At 53.5% G+C, this 12,949-nt stretch carries 10 protein-coding genes; 6 read left to right on the plus strand and 4 right to left on the minus strand.

Going from position 1 to position 12,949, the window contains the following annotated elements:
* The first annotated feature begins 83 nt into the window (after positions 1-83).
* Together HY26_RS12190 and HY26_RS12195 are read left to right on the plus strand one after the other, a co-directional pair.
* On the plus strand, positions 84-2,579 hold the full coding sequence (locus tag HY26_RS12190) for a S8 family peptidase (protein WP_146740217.1): 2,496 nt from the start codon (positions 84-86) through the stop codon (positions 2,577-2,579).
* Between the two features lie 2 nt (positions 2,580-2,581).
* Positions 2,582-2,998 carry a hypothetical protein gene (locus HY26_RS12195; RefSeq protein ID WP_112073731.1) on the plus strand — a complete coding sequence of 139 codons (417 nt, stop codon included), beginning with the start codon at positions 2,582-2,584 and terminating at the stop codon, positions 2,996-2,998.
* Between the two features lie 27 nt (positions 2,999-3,025).
* On the opposite strand, the gene HY26_RS12200 is transcribed toward HY26_RS12195, so the two are convergent.
* On the minus strand, positions 3,026-4,207 hold the full coding sequence (locus HY26_RS12200) for a glycosyltransferase (RefSeq protein WP_112073732.1): 1,182 nt from the start codon (positions 4,205-4,207) through the stop codon (positions 3,026-3,028).
* Positions 4,208-4,464: 257 nt separating this feature from the next.
* Here HY26_RS12200 and gmd point away from each other — a divergent pair, with 257 nt between their 5' ends.
* Positions 4,465-5,442, plus strand: a complete 978-nt coding sequence (gene gmd, locus HY26_RS12205) for a GDP-mannose 4,6-dehydratase (RefSeq protein ID WP_112073733.1) — start codon at positions 4,465-4,467, stop codon at positions 5,440-5,442.
* The gene (locus HY26_RS12210; RefSeq protein WP_233351615.1) at positions 5,443-6,429 is read left to right on the plus strand and encodes a GDP-mannose 4,6-dehydratase; all 987 of its coding nucleotides are present in this window, start codon (positions 5,443-5,445) and stop codon (positions 6,427-6,429) included. It abuts the gene before it with no gap.
* Positions 6,430-6,505: 76 nt separating this feature from the next.
* Here HY26_RS12210 and HY26_RS18855 read toward each other — a convergent pair whose 3' ends face one another.
* Together HY26_RS18855 and HY26_RS12220 are read right to left on the minus strand one after the other, a co-directional pair.
* Entirely contained in the window at positions 6,506-8,506 is a 2,001-nt protein-coding gene (locus HY26_RS18855; protein WP_146740218.1) for a hypothetical protein, read from the minus strand.
* A gap of 320 nt (positions 8,507-8,826) precedes the next feature.
* Complete coding sequence (locus HY26_RS12220; RefSeq protein WP_112073735.1) at positions 8,827-9,810, minus strand: lysylphosphatidylglycerol synthase domain-containing protein; 984 nt, start codon at positions 9,808-9,810, stop codon at positions 8,827-8,829.
* A gap of 172 nt (positions 9,811-9,982) precedes the next feature.
* On the opposite strand from HY26_RS12220, the gene HY26_RS12225 reads away from it, so the two are divergent.
* A complete protein-coding gene (locus tag HY26_RS12225; protein WP_112073736.1) occupies positions 9,983-10,723 on the plus strand; it encodes an FkbM family methyltransferase in 741 nt (246 codons plus the stop codon).
* On the plus strand, positions 10,641-11,864 hold the full coding sequence (locus HY26_RS12230; protein WP_158531487.1) for a glycosyltransferase: 1,224 nt from the start codon (positions 10,641-10,643) through the stop codon (positions 11,862-11,864). The genes HY26_RS12225 and HY26_RS12230 overlap by 83 nt, the downstream gene beginning before the upstream one ends.
* Before the next feature lie 19 nt (positions 11,865-11,883).
* On the opposite strand, the gene HY26_RS12235 is transcribed toward HY26_RS12230, so the two are convergent.
* Positions 11,884-12,879, minus strand: a complete 996-nt coding sequence (locus HY26_RS12235; RefSeq protein WP_112073738.1) for a glycosyltransferase family 2 protein — start codon at positions 12,877-12,879, stop codon at positions 11,884-11,886.
* Between the last annotated feature and the right edge of the window lie 70 nt (positions 12,880-12,949).

The following is a 12,949-nucleotide window of genomic DNA, read 5'->3' on the forward strand; positions in this document are numbered from 1 at the left end:
CGTTCACGATTGTCAGGGCAGGATGACGCGGCATCATAACAGCGAATTCTTGGGATAGGTGCCCAAGCCGGAGGTCTAAGGCCATGCAATTGAGGACACAGAGGTCGCGCTACCTGAAAGCCGCCATGATTGTGGCGCTGGCCGGCCCGGCGCTCGGCCTTCTCGTGGCATGTGCCAGCGGGGGCGGCGGTGGTGGCGGATCGGCCGTTACGCCGACGTCACCTCCCCCTCCACCACCTCCAGCGCCGCCACCGCCCCCACCCCCGCCGCCATTTCCGAGCGAGATCGCTCCGGCATCCGCTTTCGAGACGCGCGAATACCAGCAGACGGCCGGGTTGCCGGTCATCGGGGCGTCAGCGGCTTACGCCATTGGTGCGACCGGGACCGGCATCAAGGTCGCTGTCATCGATACCGGCACAATCGACGACCACCCGGATCTGCAGGGTGCGATCGTGCAGACTTTTGATGTTTGTGCGGACACGGCCTGCAGCGGTTACGATACGAACGGGGATCCGGTCACGATCACCCGTCAGCCTGACGACATCGATACGGGCGGGCACGGTACGATGGTGAGCGGTGTTGTCGCAGCGCGCCGTCAGGACGACTATACGACGGTGATCGACGAAGGTTCGGGCATTCAGGGTATCGCTTTTGAATCCTCGATCATCTCGATCCGTGCCGACAGCCCCGGCAGCTGCGCCCTGACAGGCGCAGATGAAGGCTGCAATTTCAGTGACTCCGCGCTTGTGCGCGCCATCCAGTATGCGGTGGATCAGGGTGCCAGCGTCATCAACATGTCGCTGGGGGGCGAGATCGATGCCAATCAGGATCTTGAAAATGCTGTTCGCGCTGCTGCTGCGGCGGGAGTCCTGGTGGTTATTTCGGCTGGCAACGAAGCGGCGCCCGCCATTGATGACGGGATGGGGAATATCACACCCGCGGTCGGCGCGGAACCAACGGAGCCAGCCTATATTGCGGGTGAAGCCGCCTCGCTTGGCCGGGTCGTGGCGGTGGGGTCTCTGAACATTGTGGAGCCGACGGTTACCGACCCCAATCCGGATTACATGAAGATATCGAGTTTCTCGAACCGTGCGGGAAATGACGCGAAAAACTACTACATCCTGGCTCCGGGAGAGCGCGTCGTTACCACAGGTCCCGACGACGACATCGTCTTTCCGGGCGACCTAACGAACGATGCCGACTCGATTGGTGACTATTACAGCGTATCCGGAACGTCCTTCTCGGCGCCCTATGTCGCGGGCGCCCTTGCGCTGATGCTGCAAACTTTTCCGAACCTGAAGGACAAGCCTGAAGTCGCGCTGCAGATCCTGCTGGATACGGCCGATGACTATGTCGATACGGCGCTCGATCCGATCACGGGTACGGCGGCAGGCGCTGGTGCCGACGAGGTATCCGGTGTTGGTGCTCTCAATCTTGCCCAGGCCTTTTCCCCACAGGGACAACAGACGCTGGATTTCGGCGCGGAGAAGGTTTCCATCGGGACGGTGCTTGCGCCAAGTGGCGGCGCGTTCGGGGACTGGGCGACAAATTCAGGCGCGCTGAATGGTCTTGTCTTCCAGGACAAATATGAACGTGGCTTCGTGTTGGATGCCGACGCTGTCTCCGCCCAGCTGCCGGATGGCCTGGCCGGTGCCCGGATGGTGAACTTTCAGATGCGAGCCGACTGGGCTGCGGGCGAGACCCATTCGGTGCGGGTCGGCAATTTGTCCTTCAACTGGACGCAGGCGCGCCTCTATGATGACCCGACGGCACCTTACCAGGAAGACCCGCAATCGACCTTCCAGATGCGCTACAGCTTCGGCGCCAATGAAGTGGAAGTCGGCCGGGGCGGATCGCTCACCCGGCTTGCGCCGGACGTGTCGCTGCTGAACGAACCGGGCGTGGGGAACGCTTTTTCCACCGGCGGTGCCTGGGCGAAGTTCAGCCACCATCTGGGGCAGGGCCTTGTGATGGATTTCTTCTCGGCGGAGCAGAGCGGCCGCAGCCAGTCAGGCTTCCGGTTCGGCCGGGACAAGCCGCGCTGGTCCTACCGTTTCGGCGCGACCTTTGTGGAAGATGTGAACACTGCGCTTGGCGGATCGGTACAGGAACGCTTCGGCGCGGAAGACCAGACACAGATGACCGCCTATGCGCTGGAAGGTGCATGGCTGGCAGGGCGGCGCTGGACGCTGTCGTCCGGGGTCGAGATGGCGAGCGTGGACCTGCCGGGCGTAAACGTGAGTGACGTCTGGACCAGCCGCTGGTCTCTTGGCGCCAGCCGGCCTGCCGGACCGGGGCGACTCAGCCTGATCGTTGCCCAGCCATGGCGGACCGAGACGGGGTCCATTGCGCTCAACGCGCCGGTGGGTATCGATGTCCGCGGCGCACTGATCCATCAGACCGTCAATGCGGGCCTGATGCCTAGCGGGCGGCAGGTCGACTTCGAGACGCGCTATGGCTTCCAGCTGGCAGAAAGCTGGACCGGAGAGGCAGCGGCCGTTGTGTCGACATCGCCGAACCATATCGCTGGCGCGGAAGAGGAGAGTGCCCTGTGGTTCAGGCTTTCAACGGACTGGTAGTCATGCGTGCTGCCGCCACGCTGGCTTCATTCGGCATGCTGGCCGGATGCCAGTGCTTCTGGCCACAACCGGGAACTGAGCAGAGCGAACCTGACGCTGTTGCCGAAACAGAGTCTGCGCTGTCCTGCCCGGCCGTGACCAAGGCCGAAGCCTGGGTGAACCGGATGCCGTCGATCGGCAGTGAACCGACCAAAATGATCGTGATGCTGCGCGTGGACAGCAAGGACAGCTGGTTCCTGACGCCGCTGGACATGCCGGCGGCGCAGGGGCTGATCCTGGACCTGAGGCCCGGCGGGTCCGCTGTGCCGGGTACCGTCGGCTATCGCCAGATGGCGCCCGCGCCACTGCCGGCAAAGATAAGCATCTTGTGCCGGGGCAGCGAGGTCGCCACCATCGATGATGTGATGATCGTGCAGTAGTTAAAATTTTAAAGCGTCGTCTTAGTATCAATTTGCCCCAGTTAGCGCGTGTTCCATCGCGGAAATACTATCAGCAACAAAGTCTGTTGCCGTAGCGGCCTGACGCAAGCGTGTCAGCCGATCTCGATCGATATCCAAATCGCGCAAGACTTGAGCACCAGCGTCTTCATCGATTCTGGCCCACTGACTACCGATTGGCGGATCATAAATGTCATAGGGATCGATCACATCTTCAAGTGAATATGGAAGCAGAGCTGAGTTTTTTTGGTTCATGAACTGTGTGTTCCCTGACCAGCCGGTGGCCACTGCGCAGAGTCCGAGTGACATGGCTTCCGCAAGGTGTAAGCCGTAGCCCTCTGCTCTGTGCGTAGAAAGCATGATGTCGTGTGAGGCGATCAGGTCCCATTTCTGTTCAGACGGAATCGTGCCCTCAATAATGTCGATGTCATTGCGATCTCCTATGAGGTAGTGGAGCTCTCGCTGGAAATCCGGGAATTCGGCGACGTTGCGTAGTTTTATGGTCAGTCTACTGTTATTCTGCGGTGAGAATGCCCTAACATAGATACGCGCCGCAGCAAGTACATTCTTGCGAAAGAAAGAGGAACGGCCATCGGCCATGGCCATCACCCGGAGCGGAGTGCCCGCCGGGCGGTGCAGGCTTTCCGGATTGATCTTCAAGTGCGGGCGCACGGGATACGGAACCGTCAGTACAGGGATCTGCACTTTTGATGCAATCGTGCGCGTGACAAACTCGCTAGGTGTCCAGATTTCCGTCAGGTGTCCAGCTATGGGAAGCCAAGACGGCGGTGCTTCGTTCAGTTCCCAGGCCCAGTATCCGATGATCCGCCAATTGTGCCATCGTCTCAGGCCCAAGGTCTGCAACGCGGCGCGGGTTTCAGGGGCATTAATGGCTAGGATCAGCGTGCCGCGATGGGTCCGGGGCAGTTCGCCGAGCATGTCGAATGGTTCTTGGTCAACCTGGCGAAACGCACTGCTCAGGTCGACCAGAGTCGGGCTGAGGCCAAGGGTACGCAGGCCTTGCACTGTCAGCTTTGCCGCCTCCCCTAGACCGCTGGCTGTACGGAACATGCCGGCCACAACGACCGGTCCGTCGAGGGGAAGATTACGGGTCCGCGATGTGGGGCGTGGCAGCATCTCTTCGCGCAAGCGTCGGGCTATCCGTTTCAGCGGCGAGAAGTCTCCGGTCATGAATTTGAACTCTGGTACCTAGCGTCACGCATATTGGAAAATCACCCCGCAGAGAATCGCATGCCGGGCGGCCATGCAACTCAATTTTCTCTAGGTATATGTTATAATTACACCCTTTTGATCGAGATGCTTGTGTCGTGTGAATGCCGCGTTGCTACGCAGACCGGAGCTACGAGCTAAGATCGCATTCCGTTCATTGACATAGTTTGAACGGGCAGGAAGAAGGCTTTCGGAACAAAACTTTACGGAGAAACATGATGGACTCTGGGAAAACCGCTTTCCTTACCGGAATTACAGGGCAGGATGGGGCTTACCTTGCGGCTCTGCTGCTGGATAAGGGGTATCGTGTTACTGGTCTGGTGCGGCGGTCCAGCACTGCCGAAATTAACGATATCCGCCTGAAATGGCTGGGAATTGAAAAAGACGTTGAGTTGATTGACGGTGACCTGCTCGACCTTTCTGGTCTGCTGCGCACGATCAAGGAAATCCGGCCGGATGAAATATACAATCTTGGCGCTCAATCCTTTGTGAAATCCTCCTGGCAGCAGCCGTTGCTAACGGGCCAAGTTACGGGCCTTGGTGTAACGAACTTGCTGGAAGCGATGCGGATCGAAGCCCCGGAAGCTCGTTTCTATCAGGCTTCTTCCTCGGAAATGTATGGCCTGATTCAGGAAGACATGCAGTCCGAGACGACTCCTTTCTATCCTCGTTCTCCCTATGCTGTTGCAAAGCTTTACGGCCACTGGATCACGGTGAACTATCGCGAGAGCTTCGACCTGCACGCCTCCAGCGGTATCCTATTCAATCACGAATCGCCGCTGCGCGGCATCGAGTTCGTGACGCGCAAGGTTACCGACGGCGTGGCCAGGATCAAACTCGGCAAGGCCAATGAACTTCGTCTCGGCAATATCGACGCTAAGCGGGACTGGGGCCATTCGAAGGATTACGTGCGCGCCATGTGGCTCATGCTGCAGCAGGATGTGGCCGACGATTACGTCGTTGCAACGGGGGTGACCACGACGGTCCGCGATATGTGCAAGATTGCATTTGAGCATGCCGGTCTGAACATGGAGGACCATCTCGTCATCGATCAGGACCTGTTCCGACCGGCGGAAGTCGACGTTTTGCTCGGTAATCCGACGAAGGCCAAGGAAAAGCTCGGCTGGGAACCCGCGATTTCACTCGAAGAGATGATCGTGGAAATGGTCGATGCAGACTTGGTCCGTCTGAGCTAGGTGGAGAAGGTCTTGCTACCATCACGGGACAGACCACTCCTAATCACCGGGGCCGCGGGATTTGTCGGCGGCTACCTGATTCGCGAGTTGCACCGGCTGGGCATTTCTGAAGATAGCTTGGTCGGGCTCGTGCAGCCGGGGCAAGCGGTTGCTGGCGTTGGCCGTGTCATCGAAACCGATATTCGGAACCGTGCGGCCATCCTATCCGATGTCAGTCAGTCCGCCCCGTCCGCCTTGGTACATCTGGCTGCCATCTCGGAACCGGCCCGAGCCCGTTCTGAGCCGTCTCGGGCCTGGGATGTGAACGTCGAGGGAACAAGGCACCTTGCCGAGGCTGTCCTCAGTTACGCACCAGACTGCCGCTTCATTTTCGCATGTAGTTCTGAAGCTTACGGTTCTGCATTCAATACGCACTCGACACCAGCAGGGGTGGAGGAAGACGTGCCGCTAAAGCCCATGACACCTTATGCTGCAACTAAAGCCGTCTGCGATGTGATGCTATCCCAGATGGCCGTCGAGGGCCTTCGCTGTTTCCGCTTCCGTGCATTCAATCATACTGGGCCATCGCAGCCGCCCTCCTTTGTGGTGCCAGCATTTGCCCAGCAGATCGCGGCGATTGAAGCCGGCGAACAGCCACCGGTTGTAAGGGTCGGAAATCTCGAGGCCAAGCGGGACTTCCTCGATGTGCGTGATGTCGTGGCGGCCTACGCAATGGCAGCTATAGGCGAGAACGTGCCGGAAAGTGGCGTCTTCAATCTGTCGTCTGGCAAGACTCGAACAATCCAGTCCATCCTTGATCATCTCGTGGCTAAAAGCCGTGTGCCTGTTACAGTCGAACGGGATCCGGAACGGATGCGAACAAGTGAAGTGCCGTATGTCTGTGGAAACAATGAGCGCCTGCGCCAAGCCTTGGGTTGGGCTCCTACCATCGATTTCGAACAAACCATGGATGACACGATCAACTACTGGCGATCCACTTTCGCCTGAGGATGGGTCGAGCGCTGTCTTTGGTTACTTCGCATGGGCATCGTGATCGATATCCGTGTCACTTTCACAAGTGGACTCAATCAGCACAGGTGATTTCAGAAGAAGTAGGTTTAAGTTGGACTGAACGCAGCGCAAGTTTGGTATCTGATTCAACAAATATTCTTAATTCTAAGCGTTGTGCTGGCTCGTCCAGCGAAAGAAGCATTTTCTCTAGGGAGGATCTATCGGAACCGACCTTCAGAGGAAATTTTGCTAGGACTGTTGCACCATTATCGCTTGCGATATCTATGTATGCACCAGCTGCGCGATCCAAATCAGCGTCGATTCTGATGCAATAACTCCCTGCACGGATATAGTTGTATGGTCCGAAGAGTAAGTACCCCCGACGTTCGTCGGTATAAAGAACGCCATTTTGTATTGTGCCAACCTGAGAAGGATATTTTCCTGGATTGAAATCCTGTTCTTCGATGCAGCGATCAGGCAGGCACATTGAAGATACTTTTTCATCTGAGAAAATACCATCTTGGTCCGATAGACGCACTATCACTAGATGGTCTTGTTCCTCAACAGCGAGAAATGGTTGTGATTTCAAGAATTCAACATGAGAAGATAATGCTTTGCCTTTGCTATGTTCTATCGGCCAATAGTGCGCCCCCCAGAGCATGTCGAATTTAGGGAGAATTACGACGTCCACATCACCGGAAAGTAATGCGTTTAATATCCGCTTGCTGAACATACCATCAATAGGCTTGGTAGCTGCTTGAACTATAGTAGGAGGCCAGCTTTTTGAGGCAGCCTCTACATTCTTATCACCACCGACGTTGAATGCACGAACATTGAGTGCCGGCGCCAAGTAATTTGCAAGGAAGTCGTTTCCAGAAGGAGCAAATAGAACGACCTCTTCGGGTGTGACAGCACTTGCAAGAGGTTTGAGAAGATCCCTGTCGATCGCAAAGAACATCTCTCGTTGATGCATTTTGTTTTGAATGTGTTTACCTAGGTCGGGCAGCATGAGAGCAATTGCTGCTAGTAAGACTAGCATATCCTCACGACCCGCCCTCTTTTGTTGGTTTGTCATCTGGTAGGCGAGCGCGAGCCACAATCCCAGATAAGTCAGTGCGACCCATCTGTAGGACGCGCGCATATTTTTAAAGCCAGGCACATGTTTAGACAGAATTGCATTGCCAGTTGGAAATGATGCGGCGCTAGCTGGCATACCCCTAGGAGCGCCGTCGGGGCGATGTGAATTCACTTTCAAGGAGGGGCCTAGCGCCATGTACAAGCCAAATAATGAGATTGCCCAAAATGCTCCCAAGCTTGCTCGACCGCGAGAACCTTTAAAGCTTCCGTAGATGACAGCCAAGATCAGTGGTAGCATGAAAGTGCTAACCCAAGTTGATGCATCTCCCCAATAATCCCGCTCATTTCGGACGGCACTTAATCCGCTCACGTCCCAAATCCAGAAAGTTCCCTTTGGAGGTATAAATGGAAAAGTTAAATCAAGTGCCCAGCCCCTAAAAAAATCAAGATCGGATGGCCTGTATTCCGATTGTCCAATGTAACTAGAATAAAGGACGTAAGCGCTTGCAAAGGCTAACAGATGTACCGGACTTACGAATTTGAGAATATAGGTGCGTGCGTCGTGGTTCTGGACAAATTGTCCCAAAAAAAGAATGCTGGATGCTACGGCAAACATCATGAATGAATAGCCATCGGTGAACACAGCGATCACCACAGTGGTGAAGTAAACTCCGGCTGAGACGATAGCGGTACGCTTTGGGGTAGTGCTTGTGTCAGCCAATAATTGGGCAGCATAAACATATACTGGAAGCGCACAAAAGCCGAAATGAAGATGGGAATACTGCGCTGAATTCCAAACGATGGGAAAGCTAAACCAAAGAAGTGCTAATAATGTTGCAACGTTTGCATTAGCAGAAAGCTGGCGCGCCAACTTAAAAGCAGCATAGTAACCCGCACAGACCCAAAGGGCGAGCGTACTAGAAAACGCGTCCGCTGGGTGCATTCCTAGCAACAAAAATACCTTCATAACGGTCGCGGGCGCGAGTAAAGTCGACATGGGACTGCTCCCCGGATATCCCATGTTGACTGGATAGATCGACCACACATGATCATTGAGGAAAGAAATGGAGTATCCGACGACGACTATCGACTGACCGAGTGTGGAAAGTAGAAAGAACGGGATGGCCCCATTTATTGTCAGAGCAAGGAGTAGACAAGCCGCATGCAGAGCAAGCGATCGCCAGTTTAGACCAATAAGGGTCTTGGGTTGCAATCCAGATATATTAGCTGAGGGATTACGTCGCAGTGGGTTAGTCCTCATATTCAATAACTTTCATATTCCACCTGCTCTGGCTTCCGTTCTAAAATAACGGTGGGTTAATTATCTCGGTTGATCTGTGGGCGAGTTCTGGCTCTTCCCCTTAAGAGTGCGATGCCGAGAATAAATACAAGCAGGTCACATGTTGCGGAGATAAGTCTCGCGTAAAGAGTAATTTGAAGAGAAGTGTCCCTTCCCAGAAGGGGAGATAAGCCTTCGAGAAGGATCATATCGCGGATCCCTAGTCCCGCAGGTGCTCCTGGCATGAGAAAGCCAAGTAAGAAGGCGACTGCGTAAAGGCTAATCGTATACGCATAGCCTTGGATACTTCCCAGCATAGAGGTCGTGTCTAAAGCGACCAGTGTGGCGCCCGCGAAATTGGCGCCGACACCCATCAATACAGCAATCATTATCACCAGTTGCCAATTCCATGTGTCGACCGAAGGAAGTTGGGCACCAATATGCCTTCTTAGGCCCGCAACTCGCGGATGCCAGCGGTACGCATAAAGCATTGCGGAGCCTATTAGGCACGCTACAAGGGCTGAAGCCACGACGATCCAAGCTGCATCTGACCTCTCGGACAGCATATGCAACCACTGTGGAATCAATGGTAATCCAATAAGACTCATTATCCCGATGACCATCAGGATCTCGAGAGTCATTGCCGCCGCTACAGTACCTGCTGGCGCACCTTCGCGAGCCGTCAAACCTAAACGGCCTATGTGGTGTGCGACATTTCCAGGTAGGTACTTCGCAAACTGTGTCACTGCGTGAATGCCTAAGTTTGAACGGATCGGCACTGTCACGTGGAGCGCCTTCAGAAGTAGCTGCCAACTTGCTGCGAAGCAAAAATAGCTCGCTAAGTAAGCCGAGCCGGAGAGCATGACTGCGGTCGTGGGTATGTTATAATTTAGATTATCGGAGGAAAATTCTCTATGCAGCTCAAAGGAGAAGTATAGGATGCAGGCGATGGTGAGGCCTCCACCCAGCAGGCTCGAGAGCAATCGAAAGGTTGGTCCTGAAGTAAATTCGCGGAATCTCATGCGCTGAAAACCTCACTGGCGCTGAATAGAAGCAGTTGGCATAACCTAATTTGGGAAAATTCGACTAGTGCTTCAATGTATCCTTTCGTGACGTGCGCCATTCTGATTTAATTATGTGGTTTGGGATTCTTGGAGGATCCAGATCCGTGGGCAGGACTTATTGAAGGCTGGAATGATGACCAACATGCTCGCAAGTTTCGCGGAGAAGCTGCCCGACAGGTATTATCTGCCCGTTAGGTCTGCCTACCACGTGATGACAAACAGTTTTGACAAAGAGATTGTCCGTGCCGGAGCATTGTTAAAACGTCATCGCCGTTTTTTAGATGTAGGCGCAAATACCGGAATTTATTCGTATTATTTCATGAGGCGAATGCAATATGTGGAGGCTTTTGAGCCCTTGGCTGAGGTGACCAAAAAATTGGCAGCGCTATCTAGTTCTTCCGTAAACATACATAATTTGGCGCTGTCAGATATAAACTCGATCTTGGAATTTCATATTCCAGTAGATGCCGGTGGTGCTTTGCGAACCACTCGAGCTTCTATTGAGCCGAGAGATGGCCCGTCAGTGGTGCGGAAGGTCGAAGTTAAGCAGTTGGACGAGTTCGGCTTTGAGGACGTCGACATGATTAAAATTGATGTGGAGGGGCACGAAACACAGGTTATTCGCGGTGCCGCTGAAACCATCAGGAAGTGTCGACCTATCATGGTGGTTGAGATCGAACAACGACACGTTTCCCAGCCGGTTAGTGAAATATTCCGAGAAATAGAATCATATGGCTATTCTGGCTTTTTCTTCGACAAAGGCACATTGAAAAATGTGGATGCGTTTGATGTCGACGCCCATCAAACCTGCTTTCTTGATGATGTGTATCAGCGAGGCTACGTTAACAATTTCATTTTTGTTGCCCGTTGAGACAATGGAAGATCGGCAATTGAGTACTGAAATGTCCGCCAAGAGGCGAGTTGCATTGGTCGGGCCAGTGTCGCCTTATCGAGGAGGTGTCGCCCGACACACCACGCAGATTGCGAGAACACTTAAGAGCAATAGAAATTTGGATCTGCGGGTAATTTCCTTTAGTCGGTTGTACCCTAAGTTTCTTTATCCAGGCGCTGACTCCCGGGATTCGGACCTTCAGTCAGATGATTCACTGGATATTGAATTTAGCTTGGATGCAGTGAACCCTTTTAGCTGGCTCTCAGTTTCAAGGGATATCAGCTTATGGAAGCCGGATTTGGTAATAATCCCAGCATGGACCTTCTTCGTAGCGCCATGTCTTGGCGCAATTGCTCGAAGCATTCGATCCTCAGGTGCGCGAATCGTATTGCTTGTGCACAACGATACTGATCACGAGAAATCAATTGTTAAAACTACGGTGAATAATTTCCAGCTGAGGGTGGCGGACGCCTTCATTTGTCATTCCACTGCGGTCTCAGATAGTCTGAAAAAGGTCAACGACGAGGCCGTCTCCGTCGTTTTACCTATGCCGATTTTTAGTGATTATCCGGACGCCAAGACAATCCCTGCACGGACGGCAGAGCTGCACTTATTGTTTTTTGGATTCATACGCCCTTACAAGGGGTTAGATACGATTATCGAAGCGCTCGCGTTGTCTCAGCGAGAGGATGTGAAGCTGACTGTGGCTGGCGAGTTTTGGGATGGTCGCCAAACCTACGATGACTTGATAGCGAAGCATGGTCTATTAGATCGTGTAGAGATTATAGATAGGTATGTCAGTGACGTAGAGGCAGCTGGCCTTTTTGCTCAATCTGACGTGGTGCTCTTGCCATATCGTTCAGTCACCGGTTCAGCGGTCGTATCTTTGGCTTATCATTACCTTAAGCCGGTTGTGGTCTCGGATCTGCCAGGCTTCAGAGGTGTGGTTTTGGATGGTCGCACTGGTTGGGTTATCCCTCCCAATGACCCGATAGCTCTTTCCCGACTGATAGATGCTCAGCTGAGCAATGAGTTAAGCCGGTCGATGGAACCAACAATACGGATGTACTCACAAACCATGAGTTGGACCAATCTCGCCGCTTCGATCTTGGCGTGCTAAATTAACTAATCGGGTTTAGCTATCCTATATCATTTATTGGCTCTTCAGATAGCGAAGTGTTGTTCCGACTAGTAGGGCGATTAAAAAATTGGCGCCGCAGAATAGAGCGGTTGTCTTCCAACAGTTTACGGTTGGCCGCCAATAAGTCTGCAACAAACGCGATGAGAAATGTTTGATAACCCATGACCAAGAGTGCACCGGCCAAGATCAACGACTGTATGTTGCCCGATCCTTCACCTTCCAGCCAAAGGATCAAAAAGCGGAGACCTATAAGAAAGCCAGATGCAAACAATATTGTGCCGAGCCAACCAAAAAAACGAAACGGTCGGTACACAACGAAGATCCTAACAATCGTACCGATGCTTCGCTGAATGTAAGAAGGGACACTCTTTACAAGGCGGGATGGTCGGAGATCGCCATTCACACGGACCGGTACAGACGTAATAGCCATATTTTTTTGACCAGCCTGAATTATAGTCTCAAGAGTATAAGTGTAGTCGTTGAACACGACTAATTCTTCGGCAGCTGTCCTGCTGATCGCGCGAAATCCGCTTGGCGCATCTGGTACACGTGTACCACTCGCCGCGCGAACCACCCAGCTGCCGAACTTCTGCAACATTTTCTTTACGGGAGAGAAGTGTTGTATGGTTTCTATGGGGCGTTCTCCCACCACTATATCGGCTACTCTGTCCAATATTGGGCGAACTAGCAACGGAATGTCGTCCGCATTGTATTGATTGTCTGCATCGGTATTGATGATAACGTCCGCCCCACGCTCAAGACAGGCGTCGAGGCCCGTCATAAAACCTCGAGCCAGACCCCGATTTTGTGGATGTCTTACTATGTGGTCAACACCGTTTTCGATAGCCACTTGGACTGTGTCATCTGTACTACCATCGTCAATTATTAGCCATTCGACTGTTTGAAATCCGTCTACTTTGCGGGGGAGAGCTTTTAGTGCGAGCGCCAGTGTCCCTTCTTCATTATAGCACGGCATTTGAATTATAAGTTTCATCGTATGTGACCTTTTTCAATTATTTGATGGAAGGTGGGTTGCTCTGCCCCACCGAGGTGGTCCACCGGTT

The organism is Hyphomonas sp. GM-8P, from assembly GCF_003263315.1.
In the GTDB taxonomy this organism is placed as follows: domain Bacteria; phylum Pseudomonadota; class Alphaproteobacteria; order Caulobacterales; family Hyphomonadaceae; genus Hyphomonas.

What these genes read in the sequence shown, in the direction of transcription:
- gmd (WP_112073733.1), top strand. Translation starts at nt 4,465, where the DNA reads ATGGACTCTGGGAAAACCGCTTTCCTTACCGGAATTACAGGGCAGGAT.
- HY26_RS18855 (WP_146740218.1), bottom strand. Translation starts at nt 8,506, where the DNA reads ATGTCGACTTTACTCGCGCCCGCGACCGTTATGAAGGTATTTTTGTTG.
- HY26_RS12230 (WP_158531487.1), top strand. Translation starts at nt 10,641, where the DNA reads ATGTCGACGCCCATCAAACCTGCTTTCTTGATGATGTGTATCAGCGAG.
- HY26_RS12235 (WP_112073738.1), bottom strand. Translation starts at nt 12,879, where the DNA reads ATGAAACTTATAATTCAAATGCCGTGCTATAATGAAGAAGGGACACTG.
- HY26_RS12190 (WP_146740217.1), top strand. Translation starts at nt 84, where the DNA reads ATGCAATTGAGGACACAGAGGTCGCGCTACCTGAAAGCCGCCATGATT.
- HY26_RS12200 (WP_112073732.1), bottom strand. Translation starts at nt 4,207, where the DNA reads ATGACCGGAGACTTCTCGCCGCTGAAACGGATAGCCCGACGCTTGCGC.
- HY26_RS12195 (WP_112073731.1), top strand. Translation starts at nt 2,582, where the DNA reads ATGCGTGCTGCCGCCACGCTGGCTTCATTCGGCATGCTGGCCGGATGC.
- HY26_RS12220 (WP_112073735.1), bottom strand. Translation starts at nt 9,810, where the DNA reads ATGAGATTCCGCGAATTTACTTCAGGACCAACCTTTCGATTGCTCTCG.
- HY26_RS12225 (WP_112073736.1), top strand. Translation starts at nt 9,983, where the DNA reads ATGATGACCAACATGCTCGCAAGTTTCGCGGAGAAGCTGCCCGACAGG.